Annotated in this window: 30 protein-coding genes; all 30 read right to left on the bottom strand. The window is 64.1% G+C overall.

Going from position 1 to position 17,611, the window contains the following annotated elements:
* Positions 1 to 14: 14 nt before the first annotated feature.
* Positions 15 to 1,340 carry a replication-associated recombination protein A gene (locus CSC94_RS21065; protein ID WP_099308355.1) on the bottom strand — a complete coding sequence of 442 codons (1,326 nt, stop codon included), beginning with the start codon at positions 1,338 to 1,340 and terminating at the stop codon, positions 15 to 17.
* A gap of 7 nt (positions 1,341 to 1,347) precedes the next feature.
* Positions 1,348 to 2,862 carry a DegQ family serine endoprotease gene (locus tag CSC94_RS21060; RefSeq protein WP_099308354.1) on the bottom strand — a complete coding sequence of 505 codons (1,515 nt, stop codon included), beginning with the start codon at positions 2,860 to 2,862 and terminating at the stop codon, positions 1,348 to 1,350.
* Positions 2,863 to 3,061: 199 nt separating this feature from the next.
* A complete protein-coding gene (gene rplQ / locus CSC94_RS21055; protein WP_099308353.1) occupies positions 3,062 to 3,490 on the bottom strand; it encodes a 50S ribosomal protein L17 in 429 nt (142 codons plus the stop codon).
* A 102-nt stretch (positions 3,491 to 3,592) separates the two neighbouring features.
* Positions 3,593 to 4,603, bottom strand: coding sequence for a DNA-directed RNA polymerase subunit alpha (locus CSC94_RS21050; RefSeq protein ID WP_099308352.1), 1,011 nt, complete (start codon positions 4,601 to 4,603; stop codon positions 3,593 to 3,595).
* A gap of 112 nt (positions 4,604 to 4,715) precedes the next feature.
* Complete coding sequence (gene rpsK / locus CSC94_RS21045; RefSeq protein WP_099308351.1) at positions 4,716 to 5,105, bottom strand: 30S ribosomal protein S11; 390 nt, start codon at positions 5,103 to 5,105, stop codon at positions 4,716 to 4,718.
* Positions 5,106 to 5,224: 119 nt separating this feature from the next.
* Complete coding sequence (gene rpsM, locus CSC94_RS21040) at positions 5,225 to 5,593, bottom strand: 30S ribosomal protein S13 (protein ID WP_099308350.1); 369 nt, start codon at positions 5,591 to 5,593, stop codon at positions 5,225 to 5,227.
* Between the two features lie 201 nt (positions 5,594 to 5,794).
* The gene (locus CSC94_RS21035) at positions 5,795 to 6,379 is read right to left on the bottom strand and encodes an adenylate kinase (protein WP_099308349.1); all 585 of its coding nucleotides are present in this window, start codon (positions 6,377 to 6,379) and stop codon (positions 5,795 to 5,797) included.
* A complete protein-coding gene (gene secY, locus CSC94_RS21030; protein ID WP_099308348.1) occupies positions 6,376 to 7,716 on the bottom strand; it encodes a preprotein translocase subunit SecY in 1,341 nt (446 codons plus the stop codon). Before secY ends, CSC94_RS21035 begins: the two co-directional genes overlap by 4 nt.
* 170 nt (positions 7,717 to 7,886) lie before the next feature.
* A complete protein-coding gene (gene rplO, locus CSC94_RS21025; RefSeq protein WP_099308347.1) occupies positions 7,887 to 8,360 on the bottom strand; it encodes a 50S ribosomal protein L15 in 474 nt (157 codons plus the stop codon).
* 20 nt (positions 8,361 to 8,380) lie between these two features.
* Positions 8,381 to 8,581 carry a 50S ribosomal protein L30 gene (gene rpmD / locus CSC94_RS21020; RefSeq protein WP_099308346.1) on the bottom strand — a complete coding sequence of 67 codons (201 nt, stop codon included), beginning with the start codon at positions 8,579 to 8,581 and terminating at the stop codon, positions 8,381 to 8,383.
* Positions 8,582 to 8,642: 61 nt separating this feature from the next.
* On the bottom strand, positions 8,643 to 9,200 hold the full coding sequence (gene rpsE / locus CSC94_RS21015) for a 30S ribosomal protein S5 (protein WP_099308345.1): 558 nt from the start codon (positions 9,198 to 9,200) through the stop codon (positions 8,643 to 8,645).
* Positions 9,201 to 9,310: 110 nt separating this feature from the next.
* Complete coding sequence (gene rplR / locus CSC94_RS21010; RefSeq protein WP_099308344.1) at positions 9,311 to 9,670, bottom strand: 50S ribosomal protein L18; 360 nt, start codon at positions 9,668 to 9,670, stop codon at positions 9,311 to 9,313.
* Positions 9,671 to 9,682: 12 nt separating this feature from the next.
* A complete protein-coding gene (rplF, locus tag CSC94_RS21005) occupies positions 9,683 to 10,216 on the bottom strand; it encodes a 50S ribosomal protein L6 (protein WP_099308343.1) in 534 nt (177 codons plus the stop codon).
* 34 nt (positions 10,217 to 10,250) lie between these two features.
* A complete protein-coding gene (gene rpsH, locus CSC94_RS21000; protein WP_099308342.1) occupies positions 10,251 to 10,649 on the bottom strand; it encodes a 30S ribosomal protein S8 in 399 nt (132 codons plus the stop codon).
* Between the two features lie 15 nt (positions 10,650 to 10,664).
* Positions 10,665 to 10,970 carry a 30S ribosomal protein S14 gene (gene rpsN, locus CSC94_RS20995; protein ID WP_099308341.1) on the bottom strand — a complete coding sequence of 102 codons (306 nt, stop codon included), beginning with the start codon at positions 10,968 to 10,970 and terminating at the stop codon, positions 10,665 to 10,667.
* A 24-nt stretch (positions 10,971 to 10,994) separates the two neighbouring features.
* The gene (gene rplE / locus CSC94_RS20990; protein ID WP_099308340.1) at positions 10,995 to 11,549 is read right to left on the bottom strand and encodes a 50S ribosomal protein L5; all 555 of its coding nucleotides are present in this window, start codon (positions 11,547 to 11,549) and stop codon (positions 10,995 to 10,997) included.
* Entirely contained in the window at positions 11,542 to 11,853 is a 312-nt protein-coding gene (gene rplX / locus CSC94_RS20985) for a 50S ribosomal protein L24 (protein ID WP_099308339.1), read from the bottom strand. The genes rplE and rplX overlap by 8 nt, the downstream gene beginning before the upstream one ends.
* A 13-nt stretch (positions 11,854 to 11,866) precedes the next feature.
* The gene (rplN, locus tag CSC94_RS20980) at positions 11,867 to 12,235 is read right to left on the bottom strand and encodes a 50S ribosomal protein L14 (RefSeq protein ID WP_099308338.1); all 369 of its coding nucleotides are present in this window, start codon (positions 12,233 to 12,235) and stop codon (positions 11,867 to 11,869) included.
* A gap of 63 nt (positions 12,236 to 12,298) precedes the next feature.
* Complete coding sequence (gene rpsQ, locus CSC94_RS20975; protein ID WP_099308337.1) at positions 12,299 to 12,538, bottom strand: 30S ribosomal protein S17; 240 nt, start codon at positions 12,536 to 12,538, stop codon at positions 12,299 to 12,301.
* An 11-nt stretch (positions 12,539 to 12,549) separates the two neighbouring features.
* Positions 12,550 to 12,750: a 50S ribosomal protein L29 gene (rpmC, locus tag CSC94_RS20970; protein ID WP_099308336.1), complete on the bottom strand. Its 201-nt coding sequence runs from the start codon at positions 12,748 to 12,750 to the stop codon at positions 12,550 to 12,552.
* A 15-nt stretch (positions 12,751 to 12,765) separates the two neighbouring features.
* The gene (gene rplP / locus CSC94_RS20965) at positions 12,766 to 13,179 is read right to left on the bottom strand and encodes a 50S ribosomal protein L16 (RefSeq protein ID WP_099308335.1); all 414 of its coding nucleotides are present in this window, start codon (positions 13,177 to 13,179) and stop codon (positions 12,766 to 12,768) included.
* 41 nt (positions 13,180 to 13,220) lie between these two features.
* Positions 13,221 to 13,922 (bottom strand): 30S ribosomal protein S3, encoded by a 702-nt coding sequence (gene rpsC / locus CSC94_RS20960; RefSeq protein WP_099308334.1) that lies wholly within the window; start codon positions 13,920 to 13,922, stop codon positions 13,221 to 13,223.
* On the bottom strand, positions 13,922 to 14,311 hold the full coding sequence (gene rplV, locus CSC94_RS20955) for a 50S ribosomal protein L22 (RefSeq protein ID WP_099308333.1): 390 nt from the start codon (positions 14,309 to 14,311) through the stop codon (positions 13,922 to 13,924). The genes rpsC and rplV overlap by 1 nt, the downstream gene beginning before the upstream one ends.
* Positions 14,312 to 14,313: 2 nt before the next feature.
* A complete protein-coding gene (gene rpsS / locus CSC94_RS20950; RefSeq protein ID WP_099308332.1) occupies positions 14,314 to 14,592 on the bottom strand; it encodes a 30S ribosomal protein S19 in 279 nt (92 codons plus the stop codon).
* A 14-nt stretch (positions 14,593 to 14,606) separates the two neighbouring features.
* The gene (gene rplB / locus CSC94_RS20945) at positions 14,607 to 15,443 is read right to left on the bottom strand and encodes a 50S ribosomal protein L2 (RefSeq protein ID WP_099308331.1); all 837 of its coding nucleotides are present in this window, start codon (positions 15,441 to 15,443) and stop codon (positions 14,607 to 14,609) included.
* A 23-nt stretch (positions 15,444 to 15,466) separates the two neighbouring features.
* Entirely contained in the window at positions 15,467 to 15,760 is a 294-nt protein-coding gene (locus CSC94_RS20940; protein ID WP_099308330.1) for a 50S ribosomal protein L23, read from the bottom strand.
* Positions 15,757 to 16,377 carry a 50S ribosomal protein L4 gene (gene rplD / locus CSC94_RS20935; RefSeq protein WP_099308329.1) on the bottom strand — a complete coding sequence of 207 codons (621 nt, stop codon included), beginning with the start codon at positions 16,375 to 16,377 and terminating at the stop codon, positions 15,757 to 15,759. The genes CSC94_RS20940 and rplD overlap by 4 nt, the downstream gene beginning before the upstream one ends.
* On the bottom strand, positions 16,377 to 17,093 hold the full coding sequence (gene rplC, locus CSC94_RS20930) for a 50S ribosomal protein L3 (protein ID WP_099308328.1): 717 nt from the start codon (positions 17,091 to 17,093) through the stop codon (positions 16,377 to 16,379). Before rplC ends, rplD begins: the two co-directional genes overlap by 1 nt.
* A 26-nt stretch (positions 17,094 to 17,119) precedes the next feature.
* Positions 17,120 to 17,428, bottom strand: coding sequence for a 30S ribosomal protein S10 (rpsJ, locus tag CSC94_RS20925; protein WP_099308327.1), 309 nt, complete (start codon positions 17,426 to 17,428; stop codon positions 17,120 to 17,122).
* Between the two features lie 76 nt (positions 17,429 to 17,504).
* The coding region (locus CSC94_RS20920) for an EF-Tu C-terminal domain-related protein (protein ID WP_133122961.1) at positions 17,505 to 17,611 on the bottom strand (107 nt) is incomplete at its 5' end.

Here is a 17,611-nt window from a genome sequence, read left to right as displayed (position 1 = left end):
TCGGAACCCTTGTCTCAGCGCCCGCGGTCGCGGCGCAATTTTTCCCACCAGTCCAGCCGCTTGCGGATTTCCCGCTCGAAGCCCCGGTCCGGTGGCGCATAGAACGTCTGGCGGCCCATGGCCTCCGGGAAATAGTCCTGGCCTGAAAAGGCATCGGGCTGGTCGTGGTCGTAAAGGTAGCCCGTCCCGTAGCCTTCTTCCTTCATCAGCTTCGTCGGCGCATTGAGGATATGGGCCGGCGGCAACAGCGAGCCGTGCTCCTTGGCCGCCCGCATGGCCGCCTTGTGGGCCATGTAGACGGCATTGGATTTCGGCGCCGTGGCAAGGTAGACGCAGGCCTGCGCCAGCGCCAGTTCGCCTTCCGGCGAGCCAAGGAAATCATAGGCGTCCTTGGCCGCATTGGCGATGACAAGCGCCTGCGGATCGGCCAGCCCGATATCCTCCACGGCCATGCGGACCAGGCGCCGGGCAACGAACAACGGCGTCTCGCCGGCATCCAGCATGCGCGAAAGGTAGTAGAGCGCGGCGTCCGGGTCGGATCCGCGCACCGACTTGTGCAGCGCGGAGATCAGGTTGTAGTGGCCATCCTGGCTCTTGTCGTAGACCGGCGCGCGGCGCTGCACCACGCGCTGGAGGCCGTCCTGGTCGAATATTTCGCCGGGCCCCGCAGCACGCCACACCTCCTCGGCCAGCGTCAGCACGGCCCGTCCGTCGCCATCGGCCATGCGGATCAGCGACGCCCGCGCGCCTTCGTCGAGCGGCAAAGGCCGGCCTTCCACCGTCTCGGCACGGGCCAGCAGCATGGCCAGGCTCGCCTCGTCGTGCGGCCGGAAGGTCAGCACCCGGGCCCGCGACAGCAGCGCCGCGTTGAGTTCGAAGGACGGGTTCTCCGTCGTCGCCCCGATCAGGATCACCGTGCCGTCTTCCATCACCGGAAGAAAGCTGTCCTGTTGCGCCCGGTTGAAACGGTGGATCTCGTCGACGAACAACAGCGTCTGGCGGCCGTTGGTCCGGCGCAGGCGCGCGGCGTCGAAAGCCTTCTTGAGATCGGCGACGCCGGAGAAGATCGCCGAGATCTGCTCGAAGGCCAGGTCGGTTTCGCCGGCCAGGAGCCGCGCGACCGTGGTCTTGCCCGTGCCGGGCGGGCCCCAGAAGATCATCGACCCGAGCGACCCGGAGCGGATCATGCGGCTGAGCACGCCGTCGGCCCCGGTCAGGTGTTCCTGGCCGGTGACGTCGGAAAGGCTGCCCGGGCGCAGCCGGTCGGCAAGCGGGCGCCCCTTGGCCTGGGACCTGTCGGGCTCTGCGGGTTGCGCCGGGTCGGCAAAGAGATCGGCCATCAGAACCTCAATAGCGCAGCACCTGGCGCAGGATCTGTCCATCCCGGTCGATGGCGAACCGCCACCAGCGGCTGCGCTCCATCGCGATCCCGTTCAACTGGCTGGCGCTCTCGATAACCTCGCCGTTGACGTCGACCACGATATCGCCGGGCCGGAACCCGAAACGGGCGGCCGGTGAATTTCGCGCCAGGTCGATGATGACCACGCCCTTCTTGCCTTCCGGCAGATGCAGGCGCTGGGCAAGGCGCGGCGACAGGTCGGAGATCGTTGCGCCCGCGAACGGGCTGTTGCCCTCCACCTGGATCCGGTTGCTCGCACTGCCTTCCGGGGCACGTTCCAGCGTCACCGGAACGGTCTGCACCTTGCCCCGCCGCAGCACCTCGAACTTCACCGTCGTTCCGCTGCTTTCCGTCGCCAGCCGGTAGCCGAGCGCGTCCGGTGTCTCGATCTTGCGGCCGTTCATGGACAGCAGCACGTCACCCGGCTTCAGGTCGCCTTTTTCCGCCGGGCTGTCAGGCGTCACGTTCTGCACCAGCGCGCCGGTCGGATGATCCATGCCGAGCGCCTCGGCCGTCTGCGAATCGACATCCGTGAACTCGGCGCCGAGCCAGGGCCGCTCGAAATAGTCGCCGCCGTTCTTGGCGACGTTCACCACCGCGCGCACCATGATGGAGGGGATGGCAAAACCGATGCCGTTGGACCCGCCGGAACGGGTGAAGATCGCGGTGTTGATCCCGACGAGCTGGCCGTGCATGTCGATCAGCGCGCCGCCGGAATTGCCCGGGTTGATCGCGGCGTCTGTCTGGATGAAGAAGCCGAAATCGGAAACGCCCACATGCGAGCGGGCAAGCGCCGAAACGATCCCCGAGGTCGTGGTCTGGCCGACGCCGAAGGGATTGCCGATCGCCAGCACCAGGTCGCCCACTTCCAGGGCGTCGGAATTGCCGAAGGTAAGGTAGGGCAACGGCCTGTCCGCCTTGATTTTCAGCACCGCCAGGTCCACCGACTCGTCTTTCAGCATCACCTGGCTTTCGAATTCGCGCCCGTCCGCCAGCGCCACCTTCACCTCGTCAGCGCCCTTGATGACGTGGAAATTCGTCACCACGAGGCCGGAGGCATCGACGATGACGCCCGATCCAAGCGATTGCTGCACACGCGGCTTGGAAAGTCCGCCGCCACCGAAGAACTGTTCGAAGAAGGGATCCCCGGAAAACGGCGAGACCGGCTGGCGCACCGTCGACTTGGCATAGACGTTCACGACGGCCGGCGCGGTCTGCTTGACCAGCGGCGCAAAGGACAATTCCATGTCACGGCGGCCGAACGGCACCCGCTTGCTGTCGGCCGCGGCCATTCCCTGCGGCCCTGTGGCCGGTGCCTGCTCGACGGCCTGGCCCTGCTGCGGTTCGCCGAGCAGCTTGCCGAGCAGGCCGCGCAGGTCGCCATTCTCAGCGGCCTGCAGGCCGGCACCGGTCACCAGGAGCAGCAACAGGCTCCCCAGAACAGCTGAAACGAAACGCGCCATGTCAGAAACTCCCTGCTGACCCCTGTCTGGATAACCCCGATTCGGAGGTTGCCAGTCTTTGACAGCACTTCGGCCATTTCAGGACAAGGGGAAACGGAAAATGAACCGCGGCAAACGGGCCGGCAGGCCGGCTGAAAGCGAAAAAGCCGCACCGTTGCCGGCGCGGCTTTCCCATGTTGCAGACGGGCCGATGCGCCGATCAGGCGTTCTCGGTCTCGGCAGCCGTTTCGGCTTCGACGCGGGCACGGTCAGCGGCGCCCTTGGCGTCGACATCGCGGTCCACCAGTTCGATCACTGCCAGCGGCGCATTGTCGCCGTAGCGGAAGCCGGCCTTGAGCACGCGGGTGTAGCCGCCGTTGCGCTCCTGGTAGCGCGGGCCAAGCACGTCGAACAGCTTCTTGACCTGCTGCACGTCGCGGATGCGGGAAATCGCCTGGCGGCGGGCATGCAGGTCACCGCGCTTGCCGAGCGTGATCAGCTTGTCGACGATGGAACGCAGTTCCTTCGCCTTCGGCAGGGTCGTGACGATCTGCTCGTGCTCGATCAGGCTGGCCGCCATGTTGGCGAACATCGCCTTGCGGTGGCTGGCGGTGCGGTTCAGCTTGCGGTGTGCGTTGCCGTGTCTCATGATGCCTTCTCCTTCTTCGGATATGTCCGCGCCCTAGGTCTTGAGAACGCGGCCCTGGTTCTGTGGTTGAAGCCCGCCGGAGGGGACCCCGGCGGGAAATTCTCAGTACTGGTCCTCGTAGCGCTTGGCGAGGTCCTCGATGTTGTCCGGCGGCCAGTCCGGCACTTCCATGCCGAGGTGAAGGCCCATGGACGCCAGCACTTCCTTGATCTCGTTGAGAGACTTGCGGCCGAAGTTCGGCGTGCGAAGCATTTCCGCTTCCGTCTTCTGGATCAGGTCGCCGATGTAGACGATGTTGTCGTTCTTCAGGCAGTTGGCCGAACGGACGGAGAGTTCCAGTTCGTCCACCTTCTTCAGCAGCGCCGGGTTGAACGCCAGCTCGGTGACCTGTTCGGCCGGCTGGTCCTTCTGCGGCTCTTCGAAGTTCACGAAGATCGACAGCTGGTCCTGCAGGATCCGGGCGGCATAGGCCACGGCGTCTTCGCCGGAGATGGAACCGTCGGTCTCGAGGGTCATGGTCAGCTTGTCATAGTCAAGAACCTGGCCCTCGCGGGTGTTCTCGACCTTGTAGGAGACCTTGCGCACCGGCGAGTAGAGGCTGTCGACCGGGATGAGGCCGATCGGCGAATCTTCCGAACGGTTGCGATCGGCCGGCACGTAGCCCTTGCCCGCGTTGACGGTGAACTCCATGCGGATCTCCGCGCCCTGGTCCAGCGTGCACAGCACGTGATCCGGGTTGAGAATTTCCACGTCGCCGACCGTCTGGATGTCACCGGCGGTGACGGCGCCCGGACCCTGCTTGCGCACAACCATGCGCTTGGGTCCCTCGCCTTCCATCTTGATGGCGATTTCCTTGATGTTCAGGACGATGTCGGTGACGTCCTCGCGCACGCCGGCGATGGAGGAGAATTCATGCAGCACGCCATCGATCTGCACCGCCGTCACGGCAGCGCCGCGCAGCGACGACAGCAGCACTCGGCGAAGCGCGTTGCCGAGCGTGAGGCCGAAGCCGCGCTCCAGCGGTTCGGCGACGAGCGTCGTCGTGTTGCCCTTCTTCGACGTGAACTCCACGCCGTTGGGCTTGATCAGTTCCTGCCAGTTCTTCTGGATCATGTAATATTATCCTTCCGGTGCCCCCGCACCATCCATTCGTGCGGGGCGCGACATGGAAACCGCAGAGGACCGGGATCAACCGTTCATGCGGCAGGCGGCAAGCGGGACCGCGTCAGACGCGGCGCTTCTTGCGCGGGCGGCAACCGTTGTGCGGGATCGGCGTCACGTCGCGGATGGACGTGATCGTGAAACCGGCCGCCTGCAGGGCGCGAAGGGCCGACTCACGACCCGAACCGGGGCCGCGCACTTCCACTTCCAGCGTCTTCATGCCGTGTTCGGCAGCCTTCTTGGCGCAGTCTTCCGCGGCCACCTGGGCGGCAAACGGGGTCGACTTGCGCGAACCCTTGAAGCCCTGCGCGCCGGCCGACGACCAGGCGATCGCGTTGCCCTGGGCATCCGTGATCGTGATCATCGTGTTGTTGAAGGTGGAGTTGACGTGGGCGACGCCCGACGAAATGTTCTTGCGTTCGCGGCGGCGAACGCGGGTGGCTTCCTTGGCCATGGTCTTCCTTTCGTTACGATATCAGCACCGCCGTAATGCCGGCGGCTACACCGGAAGCAGCGACGGCAGGCGGACAGGCCGGAAAGGGCCGCATCCGCCGGACATCCGCTTGCTTCCAATTACTTCTTCTTGCCGGCGATCGCCTTGGCCGGACCCTTGCGGGTGCGGGCATTCGTATGCGTGCGCTGGCCACGCACCGGCAGGCCGCGACGATGGCGCAGGCCGCGGTAGCAGCCGAGGTCCATCAGGCGCTTGATGTTGAGCTGGACTTCGCGGCGCAGATCGCCCTCGACCCGGTAGTCGCGGTCGATCGTTTCGCGGATCTGCAGCACTTCGGCGTCCGTGAGTTCGTGCACGCGGCGCTCGGCCGGGATGCTGCACTTCTCGATGATTTCCTTGGCGAACTTCGGACCGATGCCGTGGATGTACTGAAGCGAGATCACCACGCGCTTGTTGGTCGGAATGTTCACACCGGCAATACGTGCCATCTTCTTGTCACTCCATGTGGGCCGGTCATCCGGCGCTTTGATTGTTGACCCGCGTCCGGTGGAGGCCGGCCCTTGCGGGGATTTCAATGAACAAGCCGCCCGGAAAGGGCGGCCTGCACCATCCTGTCAATGAGACGCGCCGCTATGACACGGGTTGCCGTATCCGTCAACCCCAAACGATTGCCATTCGCGGCGCCCCGGTCAGAGCGCGGCCAGGACCGCCTCGATCTGGGCCGTCACGCCGTCGATCGTATCCATGCCGTCGACGGTCTTGCGCAACCCCTTGGCATGGTAATAGCCCGTCAGCGGCGCGGTCTTCTTGTAGTACTCGCGCAGACGCTCGTCGAAGACCTCCGGGTTGTCGTCCTTGCGGACCGGCTCGCCGGCAGCCTTGGCGTCTTCGGCCCGCTTCACGATGCGGCCGACCAGCGCCTTGTCATCGACGATCAGTTCGATCACTGCGTCAAGTGCCATCCCCTTGGCGGCAAGCATCTCCTCCACGGCATCAGCCTGCGCCAGCGTCCGCGGATAGCCGTCGAGGATGAACCCGTTGGCGCAGTCCGCCTGGTCGATGCGCTCCGAAACGATCGCGTTGACGATGGCGTCGGACACCAGTTCTCCGGCATCCATCACGGCCTTCGCCTTGAGGCCGACCTCGGTCTGAGCCTTCACCGCGGCGCGCAGCATGTCGCCGGTGGAAAGCTGAGGAATGCCGTGCTTCTCGACCAGCCGAACGGCCTGCGTCCCCTTGCCCGCTCCCGGCGGTCCCAGCAGAATCAGTCTCATCGTCCCCTCTTTCCCCCTCTCAACTTCGATTTCTTGATCAGCCCCTCGTACTGGTGGGCGATCAGGTGACCCTGGACCTGCGCGACCGTGTCAAGCGTGACGCTGACGACGATCAGCAGCGATGTACCGCCGAGATAGAACGGAACGCCGGTCGCCGAAATTAGAAATTCGGGTAACAGGCAGACCAGAACCAGGTAGACCGCGCCGACCAGCGTGATGCGGGTCAGGACGTAGTCGATGTACTCGGCGGTCCGCTCGCCCGGCCGGTAACCGGGGATGAAGCCCGAGTGCTTCTTGAGCTGGTCGGCGGTTTCCTGCGGGTTGAACACGATCGCCGTGTAGAAGAAGGCGAAGAACACGATCAGCAGAGCGTAGAGCGCCATGTAGAACGGCTGCCCGTGACCCAGTGCCGCCAGGATCGTCGACGCCCAGGCCGGCATTTCCGACGTGTTGGCGAAGCCGGCCACGGTGGCCGGCAGCAGCAGCAGCGACGAGGCGAAGATCGGAGGAATGACGCCCGCGGTGTTCAGCTTCAGCGGCAGGTGCGACGTGTCGCCCTGGAACATGCGGTTGCCGACCTGGCGCTTCGGATACTGGATCAGCAGGCGCCGCTGCGCACGCTCGAAAAACACGATGACGCCGATGACGATGATCGCCAGCGCGATGATGGCGAGAATGATGCCCGTCGAAAGCGCGCCCGTCCGGCCCAGTTCCAGCGTACCGGTGATGGCCGTCGGCAGGCCGGCGACGATGCCGGAAAAGATGATCAGCGAAATGCCGTTGCCGATGCCGCGCGCGGTGATCTGTTCACCGAGCCACATCAGGAACATGGTGCCGCCAACCAGCGTGATCACGGCGGAGAGCTTGAAGAACCAGCCCGGATCCGCGACGATCCCGTTACCGCCTTCCAGGCCGACCGCAATGCCGTAGGCCTGCACCGTGGCAAGCAGCACCGTGCCGTAGCGGGTGTACTGGTTGATGACCTTGCGGCCCTGCTCGCCTTCCTTCTTCAGCTGTTCCAGCGACGGGATGACCGAGGTCATCAGCTGCATGATGATGGAGGCGGAAATATACGGCATGATGCCGAGCGCGAAGATGGCCATGCGCTGGACCGCGCCGCCGGCGAACATGTTGAACATGCCGAGCACGCCACGGCTCTGCTGCTGGAAGGCCTGGGCAAACGCTTCCGGATTGATGCCCGGCAGCGGAATATAGGTCCCGAGACGGTAGACCAGCAGCGCGCCAAGCGTGAACCAGATCCTCTTCTTGAGGTCCTCGGCCTTCGCGAAGGCGGAAAAATTCAGATTGGATGCCAGTTGTTCAGCAGCCGACGCCATGTATCGATCTCCGCTAATTTGCGGCCCTGGCGAGAAAGGCTGGATGCTGGTCGCCGGGCCACCGGATCAGGCAGTATTTGCGATCGCCCGAAAAGGGCCGAGGTCACGAGATAGGCCCCGGCTGGCAAAGATGCAAGCGGCGGCCGAAGCCGCCGCCTTCACATTCGCGCTTATTCAGCGCTTTCCTTGGCCGCCACGGCGATGGAGCCGCCGGCCTTCTCGATCTTCTCGACGGCCGACTTGGATGCACCGGCAACCTCGATGGTCAGCTTGGCCGACAGGTCGCCGTCGCCCAGGATCCGCACGCCGTCCTTGGCGCGGCGAATCACGCCGGCAGCAACCAGCGATTCCGCCGTCACGATCGTCTTCGCATCCAGCTTGCCGGCGTCCACGGCAGCCTGCAGGCGGCCGACGGAAACGACGTTCAGCTTCTTGGCGAAGATGTTCTTGAAGCCGCGCTTCGGCAGGCGGCGGTAGATCGGCATCTGGCCGCCTTCGAAGCCGTTGATGGCCACGCCCGAACGGGACTTCTGACCCTTGACGCCACGGCCGCCGGTCTTGCCGGAGCCCGAGCCGATGCCACGGCCCACGCGCTTGCGGGAATGGGTTGCGCCCTCGGCGTCACGCAGTTCATTGAGTTTCATGATCTTGCTCCCTGACGCTTTCAGGCTTCGTCGACGACGCGCACCAGGTGCGCGACCTTGGCGATCATGCCACGCACGGCCGGGGTATCTTCCAGCGTGCGGCGGCGATGCATCTTGTTCAGGCCCAGGCCGACCAGCGTCGCACGCTGCTCGGCGGGGCGGCGGATGGGGCTACCGATCTGCTCGACGGTGACCGTCTTGCCCGATTTTTTCTCAGCCATTTTTCAAATTCCCAATCAATGGAGCGCCACGACAAGGCGCTGACGACATCTGCCGGCGGGTTTAGTCCTCGCCGCCAACCGTTTCGTGGCGGCGGGCCTGCAGCGTGGCGTACTTGATGCCGCGCTGTGCAGCCACGTCCTTCGGGTGAAGCTGGTGCTTCAGGGCATCGAAGGTGGCGCGCACCATGTTGTACGGGTTGGAGGTGCCGAGCGACTTGGCAACGACGTCCTGAACGCCCAGCGTCTCGAAGACGGCGCGCATCGGGCCGCCGGCGATGATGCCGGTGCCGGGCTTGGCGGCGCGCAGCAGGACCTTGCCGGCGCCGTGACGGCCGGCAACGTCGTGGTGCAGCGTGCGGCCCGACCGCAGGGGCACGAAGATCATGTCACGCTTGGCGGCCTCGGTGGCCTTGCGGATGGCCTCCGGCACTTCGCGTGCCTTGCCATGACCGAAGCCGACGCGGCCCTTCTGGTCGCCGACGACGACGAGAGCGGCGAAGCCGAACCGCCGGCCGCCCTTGACGACCTTGGCGACGCGGTTGATGTGAACGAGCTTGTCGACGAATTCGCTGTCACGCTCTTCGCGTTCGCGGCGATCGTCCCTGCGGTTCTGTGCCATATCCTGGTTCCTTGTTCTTTTCCGGTAGCACGGGGTGAAACAAAATGCCCGAAGGCCGGCCGTCCCTTACACGGGGTTGCGGCCGGCCTCAAGTCCTGTCTTGCGACGTGTCAGAACGACAGGCCGCCTTCGCGTGCCGCATCGGCCAGGGCCTTGACGCGACCGTGATAGATGTAGGGTCCGCGATCGAACACCACTTCGGTGACGCCGGCCTCCTTGGCACGGGCGGCAACGAGCTTGCCAACCTCGACGGCGGCAGCGGTGTCGGCGCCGGTCTTCAGCTTGCCCTTGAGATCCTTGTCGAGCGACGAGGCGGCAGCCACGGTGTGGCCCTTGGCATCGTCGATGATCTGGACGTAGATGTTCTTGGACGAACGGTAGACCGAAAGGCGCGGACGGCCACTGGACACCGCCTTGAGCTTGCGGCGAATGCGCGATGCCCGGCGCTGGGTCGAAACTTTCGAAGCCATGACGGCCGCTCCTTACTTCTTCTTGCCTTCCTTGCGGACGATGCGCTCGCCGGCGTACTTGACACCCTTGCCCTTGTAGGGCTCGGGGCCGCGATACTTGCGGATCTCGGCCGCAACCTGGCCGACGACCTGCTTGTCGATGCCCGACACGACGATCTCGGTCGGCTTCGGCACGGCGATCGTCACGCTGTCCGGGGTCTGGTAGACCACCTCATGCGAGAAGCCGAGCGACAGTTGCAGGTTCTTGCCCTGCATCGCGGCGCGGTAACCGACGCCGTTGATCTCGAGCTTCTTCTCGAAGCCTTCCTTCACGCCGCTCAGGATGTTGGCGATCATCGTGCGGGACATGCCCCACTTCGAACGCGCATCCTTGCTCTCGTTGACCGGATTGACGGCGATCGCGCCGTCTTCCATCTTGACCAGAACCTCGTCGTTGACGACGAACTTCAGTTCCCCCTTCGGACCCTTCGCGGTGACGGTCTGGCCGTCCACGGAAGCGGTCACGCCGGCAGGCACCGGAACGGGCTTTTTGCCAATACGGGACATTTTTAAATCCTCGCCTTTGTCTCGGTTGCGCCGATCAGAAGATCTGGCAGAGAAGCTCTCCGCCGACATTCTGTTCGCGAGCCTCGTGATCGGCCATCACGCCCTTCGGCGTCGACAGGATCGCGATGCCCAGGCCGTTGGCGACCTGCGGGATCGACTTGACCGACACGTAGACGCGACGGCCGGGCTTGGAGACGCGGGCGATCTCGCGGATCACCGGGGCGCCTTCGTAATACTTCAGCTCGATTTCGATCTCGGACTTGCCATCGCCGAAGTCGACGGTGGTGTAGTCGCGGATGTAGCCCTCGGACTTCAGCACTTCCAGAACGCGGGCGCGCAGCTTCGAGGCCGGGGTGGAGACCTTGGTCTTCCGGCGGCCGACAGCGTTGCGGATGCGGGTCAGCATATCGCCGAGCGGATCACTCATGGACATGATACGTATCCTTCCTTACCAGCTCGACTTGACCAGGCCCGGGATCTTGCCGAGCGAACCCAGCTCGCGAAGCGCGATACGCGACATCTTGAGCTTGCGGTAATAAGCGCGCGGACGGCCCGAAACCTCGCAGCGATTGCGCAGGCGGATCTTCGAGGAATTGCGCGGCAGCTCGTTGAGCTTCAGCTGCGCACGGAAACGCTCGTCCATCGGCTTGGAGCGGTCCATGATGATCGCCTTCAGCGCGGCGCGCTTGTTGGCGTAGCGATCGACAAGCTCCTGGCGGTGCTTGTTCTTTTCGGTCGCACTGACTTTAGCCATGTGTAATGTCCTTTTCGCGAGCCGTTACTGCCGGAAGGGGAAGTTGAAGGCCTTGAGCAGCGCCCGGGCCTCGTCATCCGACTTGGCAGTCGTACAAACGATGATGTCCATGCCCCAGATCTGATCGACCTTGTCGTAGTTGATCTCCGGGAACACGATGTGTTCCTTGATGCCCATGGCGAAGTTGCCACGGCCGTCAAAGCTCTTCGGGTTCAGGCCGCGGAAGTCGCGAACGCGCGGCAGCGCGATGTTGACCAGGCGATCCATGAATTCGTACATGCGCTCTTTGCGCAGCGTCACCTTCGCGCCGATCGGCATGCCTTCGCGCACCTTGAAGCCGGCGATCGAGTTGCGGGCCCGGGTGATGACCGGCTTCTGGCCGGCGATCTGCGCCAGGTCTTCCGCGGCGATCGAGGGCTTCTTGGAATCGCCGGTGGCCTCACCGACGCCCATGTTCAGCACGATCTTGTCCATGCGCGGGATCTGCATGACGTTGGCATAGCCGAACTGCTCACGCATCGCATCGCGAATGGTGCTGTTGTACAGCGTCTTGAGGCGCGGCTCGTAATTGTCAGCCATTGATCACTTCTCCCGAGCGCTTGGCCACGCGGACCTTCTTGCCGTCGCGGACTTCGAAGCCGACGCGAGTCGCCTTGCCGTCCTTCGGATCGGCCACCGCCAGGTTCGACAGGTCGATGCCTGCTTCCTTGGTGATGATGCCGCCTTCCTGGGTCTGCGTCTGGCGCTGATGCCGGCGCACCAGGTTGATGCCGCCCACGAGCGCCTTGTTTTCCTTCGGCATGACCTTCAGGACTTCGCCGGAACGGCCCTTGTCCTTGCCAGCCAGCACGACGACCTTGTCGCCTTTGCGAATCTTCTGCATTGCTGCGGTCTCCTCAGAGCACTTCGGGCGCGAGCGAAATGATCTTCATGTGGCTCTTGGCGCGCAGCTCGCGCGGCACAGGGCCAAAGATACGGGTTCCGATCGGCTCTTTCTTGTTGTCGATCAGGACGGCCGCGTTCTTGTCGAACCGGATCACCTGACCGTCGGGACGGCGGATGTCCTTGGCGGTGCGCACCACGACCGCCTTCATCACATCGCCCTTCTTCACGCGGCCGCGCGGGATGGCTTCCTTGACCGACACGACGATGATGTCGCCGACAGAAGCATACTTGCGCTTGGAACCGCCCAGCACCTTGATGCACATGACACGACGGGCGCCGGAATTATCCGCGACGTCGAGGTTTGTTTGCATCTGAATCATGACTGACCGCCTTTTATGTTCTTCTGGCCGGGGAGATGCCCTCCCCCGTCTTTCCTGATGGGATTAGGCCTGGTCGCCGCTGACAACGACCCAGCACTTGTCCTTCGAAATCGGAGCCGACTCCTGGATGAAGACCAGGTCACCCACCTTGCAGGCGTTGGTCTCGTCGTGAGCCTTGTACTTCTTGGACTGACGGACCGTCTTCTTGATCAGCGGATGGGTAAAGCGACGCTCAACCCGGACCACGACGGTCTTGTCGTTCTTGTCGGAGACGACAGTGCCCTGCAGAATGCGCTTCGGCATGGATTGACCCCTTACGCCTTGTTATCCGCCGCCTTCTGGCGGGCAATGGTCTTGATGCGTGCGATGTCGCGGCGGACTTCCTTCACGCGGTCGGTTTTTTCGAGCTGGCCCGTTGCCTTCTGGAAGCGCAGGTTGAACTGCTCCTTCTTCAGCTTGGCCAGCTCATCGTTCAACTGGTCGGGGCTCATGGCCCGAACGTCTACGGCTTTCATGGCCTTGACCCTTTCTTACTCGGCGATGCGCTGGATGAAGCGCGTCTTGATCGGCAGCTTGGCGGCGCCGAGACGCAGAGCCTCACGAGCGATCTCTTCGTTCACGCCGTCGATCTCGAACATGATGCGGCCGGGTTTCACGCGGCAGGCCCAGTAATCTACCGAGCCCTTGCCCTTACCCATGCGCACTTCGGTCGGCTTCGAGGTGACCGGCACATCCGGAAAAATCCGGATCCAGACGCGGCCGGCACGCTTCATGTGACGCGTGATCGCGCGGCGGGCCGCCTCGATCTGGCGGGCCGTGACGCGCTCCGGCTCCAGGGCCTTCAGGCCGAAGGAACCGAAGTTCAGGTCCGTCCCACCCTTGGCTGCGCCATGGATACGACCCTTGAACTGCTTGCGGAACTTTGTGCGCTTGGGCTGCAGCATCGTTCTCTACTCCAAATCCTCAATTTCGCAAGCCCAAAAGCTTACGCATTTTCGCGGCGGCGGCCGCCCTGGTTGTCGCCTTCCACGGCGCGGCGCTCGGAAGCCATCGGATCGTGCTCAAGAATCTCGCCCTTGAAGATCCAGACCTTGATGCCGCAGATGCCGTAGGCCGTCTCGGCCTCGGCAAATCCGTAGTCGATGTCGGCGCGCAGCGTGTGCAGCGGAACGCGGCCCTCGCGGTACCATTCGGTACGCGCGATTTCCGCACCGCCGAGACGGCCGGCGCAGTTGATCCGGATGCCCTCGGCGCCCAGGCGCATCGCCGACTGGACGGCGCGCTTCATGGCACGGCGGAAAGCAACGCGGCGCTCGAGCTGCTGGGCGATCGACTGGGCCACCAGCGTGGCGTCGGTCTCCGGCTTGCGCACTTCGACGATGTTGAGGTGCACTTCCGAATTGGTCATCTCGGACAGCTTGCGGCGCAGCTTCTCGATGTCCGCGCCCTTCTTGCCGATGATCAGGCCCGGACGCGCGGCGTGGATGGTTACGCGGCACTTCTTGTGCGGACGCTCGATCACGACCTTGGAAACGGCCGCCTGCTTGAGTTCCTTTTCAAGGTACTCGCGGATCTTGATGTCCTCGTGCAGGAGCTTGCCGTATTCGCCCGTGTTGGCAAACCAGCGCGAATCCCAGGTCCGGTTGATGCCGAGGCGCAGGCCGATCGGATTGACTTTGTGGCCCATCAGGCGGCCTCCCCTTTCTCTTCGACTTCGCGCACGACGATCGTCAGGTGCGAGAACGGCTTCTCGATGCGGCTGGCGCGGCCGCGGCCACGGGCATGGAAGCGCTTCATGACGATCGACTTGCCGACATAGGCTTCCGCCACGATCAGCGCGTCGACGTCGAGGTCGTGGTTGTTCTCCGCGTTGGCAATCGCCGATTCGAGGGTCTTGCGGACCGTGCCGGCGATGCGCTTGCGCGAGAATTCGAGATCGGCGAGCGCCGCCGAAGCCTTCTTGCCGCGGATCAGGGCGGCAACCAGGTTCAGCTTCTGCGGGCTGACACGGATCGTGCGGGTAACCGCACGGGCCTCGTTGTCAGCAAGACGGCGGGGAGCTTTGGCCTTGCCCATGATTACTTCCTCTTCGCCTTCTTGTCCGCGCCATGGCCGTAGTAGGTACGGGACGGGGCGAACTCACCGAACTTGTGGCCGACCATGTCTTCCGACACGGAGACCGGCACGTGCTTCTGGCCGTTGTAGACGCCGAAGGTCAGACCGACGAACTGCGGCAGGATGGTGGAGCGGCGGCTCCAGATCTTGATCACCTCGTTGCGGCCGCCTTCGCGGACCTTGTCGGCCTTCTTGAGCAGATAGCCGTCAACGAACGGACCTTTCCAGACTGAACGGGTCACTGAAATGTCCTCTCTTACTTCTTGCGAGCGTGACGCGAGCGCATGATGAACTTGTCGGTCGCCTTGTTCGAACGCGTCCGCTTGCCCTTGGTCGGCTTGCCCCACGGGGTGACCGGGTGGCGGCCACCTGAGGTGCGGCCTTCACCACCGCCGTGCGGATGGTCGACCGGGTTCATGACGACGCCGCGAACGTGCGGGCGCTTGCCCAGCCACCGCGAACGGCCGGCCTTGCCGAGGTTGATGTTGGCATGGTCCGGGTTCGACACCGCGCCGACCGTGGCCAGGCAGGAACCGTGCACCAGGCGCTGTTCACCCGAGTTCAGGCGAAGGATGGCCATGCCGGCATCGCGGCCGACCAGCTGGGCGTAGGCACCCGCCGAACGGGCGATCTGGCCGCCCTTGCCCGGCTTCATCTCCACGTTGTGGATGATGGTGCCGACCGGCATCGCCGCCAGCGGCATCGCGTTGCCCGGCTTCACGTCGACCGGCTTCTCGGAGGCCACGACCTTGTCGCCGGCAGCCAGGCGCTGCGGCGCCAGGATGTAGGACAGCTCGTCATCCGCATAGCGGACCAGCGCGATGAAGGCGGTGCGGTTCGGGTCGTATTCCAGACGCTCCACCGTACCGACGACGTCGAACTTGCGACGCTTGAAGTCGATGATGCGGTAGGTCCGCTTGTGACCGCCACCCTGGTAGCGCGCGGTCACGCGACCGAGGTTGTTGCGGCCGCCCTTCTGCGTCAGGCCCTCGGTCAAGCCCTTGACCGGCTTGCCCTTGTGCAGGCCCGAACGATCGACGATGACCAGCTGGCGCTGGCTCGGCGTGGTCGGTTTGAACTTCTTGAGTGCCATCTCTTCTCTTCCTTAGCCTGGCCTCAAAGACCGGTCGTGACGTCGATCGACTGGCCGTCGGCAAGCGTCACGATCGCCTTCTTGACGTCGGACTGGCGGCCGGCGATGCCACGGAAGCGCTTCGCCTTGCCCTTGCGGACCAGCGTGTTGACCGCGGTAACCTTCACGCCGAACAGCGCTTCGACCGCAGCCTTGATCTCGGTCTTGTTGGCCGACTTGGCGACGTTGAAGACAACCTGGTTGTTCTCCGACGCCATGGTCGACTTTTCGGTGATCACCGGAGCGACGATCACGTCGTAGTGACGAATATCGGTCATTTGAACCGCTCCTCCAGAGCTTCCACGGCCGCCTTCGACAGCACGAGCTTGCCGCGGCGCAGGATGTCGTACACGTTGATGCCCTGGATCGGCAGCACGTCGACGTTCGGAATGTTCGACGCCGCGCGCTTGAAGTTCTGATCCAGTTCGGCGCCGCCGATCAGCAGCGCGTTGGAAAGTCCGAGACCGGCGAACTGGGCGACCAGCGCCTTCGTCTTGGCATCGGCAGCGGCCAGGTCGTCGATGACGATCAGATCGGACGCCTTCGCCTTCGCCGACAGGGCATGCTTCAGGCCGAGCGCACGGACCTTCTTCGGCAGGTCGTGGGCATGGCTGCGCACGACCGGGCCGTGAGCCTTGCCACCGCCACGGAACTGCGGCGCACGCGCCGAGGAGTGACGGGCGCGACCGGTGCCCTTCTGCTTGTACATCTTCGCGCCGGTCCGGGAGATCTCGGCACGGCCCTTGGACTTGTGGGTGCCCTGCTGCCGTGCGGCCAGCTGCCAGCGAACGACGCGCTGCAGGATGTCCTCACGCGGCTCAAGGCCGAAGATCTCGTCGGAGACGGAGATCTTGCCGGCGTCCTTCCCGGCGAGCGTGGTAATCTTGAGATCCATTATTCGGCTCCCTCGGTCGCCGGCTGGGCGGCATCGGAATTGGCGGCGCGAACGGCGGCCGGCTTCGGCGCATTGTCCGGGAGCGCCGACTTGACCGCGTCGCGGACCATGATCCAGGCACCCTTGGAGCCGGGAACGGCGCCGCGAACGAGGATCAGGCCACGGTCGGCATCGGTCGACACGACCTCGACGTTCTGGGTGGTGACGCGCACCGAGCCCATGTGCCCGGCCATCTTCTTGCCCTTGAACACCTTGCCCGGGTCCTGGCGCTGGCCGGTCGAACCGTGCGAGCGGTGCGACACCGAGTTACCGTGCGTGGCACGGCCACCACCGAAGTTGTGGCGCTTCATGACGCCCTGGAAGCCCTTGCCGATCGTCGTGCCCGTCACGTCGACCTTCTGGCCAGCGACGAAATGGTCGGCAGTGATCTCGGCGCCAACGTCGAGCAGCATGTCCGGGGAAACCCGGAACTCCATGACCTTGGCCTTGGGCTCCACGGATGCGGTGGCGAAATGGCCACGCATTGCCTTGGACGTATTCTTTACCTTGGCCAGGCCGACGCCCAGCTGCACGGCGGTGTAGCCGTTCTTTTCCTCGGTACGCTGCGCCACGACCTGGCAGTTCTCCATGCGAAGAACCGTCACGGGCACATGCTCGCCCTCATCATTGTAGACGCGGGTCATCCCGATCTTTTGTGCGATAACACCAGAACGCATCGGTCAATTCCTTCCCAAGCGTTGTCTTACAGCTTGATCTCGACGTCGACACCAGCGGCCAGGTCGAGCTTCATCAGAGCATCGACGGTCTGCGGGGTCGGGTCGACGATGTCGAGGAGCCGCTTGTGAGTGCGCATTTCGAACTGCTCACGGCTCTTCTTGTCGATATGCGGACCGCGGTTCACGGTGAACTTCTCAATCCGCGTCGGCAGCGGAATGGGGCCGCGAACATTCGCGCCGGTACGCTTGGCAGTCGATACGATCTCGCGCGTGGAAGCATCCAGGATGCGGTGATCGAACGCCTTGAGGCGGATGCGGATATTCTGTCCGTTCATGCGTCTTATCCTTGAAAGGGCTTGCGGGAGGCAGGCGGATCAGCCCGCCTCGCCGTCATTCCTTGCTGCCGTGAGATCACTCGATGATGGAGGCGACGATGCCGGCGCCAACCGTACGGCCGCCTTCGCGAATGGCGAAGCGCAGCTTTTCTTCCATCGCGATCGGCACGATCAGCGACACGT

The sequence above is a fragment of the Zhengella mangrovi genome (assembly GCF_002727065.1).
In the GTDB taxonomy this organism is placed as follows: Bacteria; Pseudomonadota; Alphaproteobacteria; order Rhizobiales; family Rhizobiaceae; genus Zhengella; species Zhengella mangrovi.
Note: the sequence above shows the minus strand (reverse complement) of the source record. Positions and strands in the feature narration are given on the sequence as shown.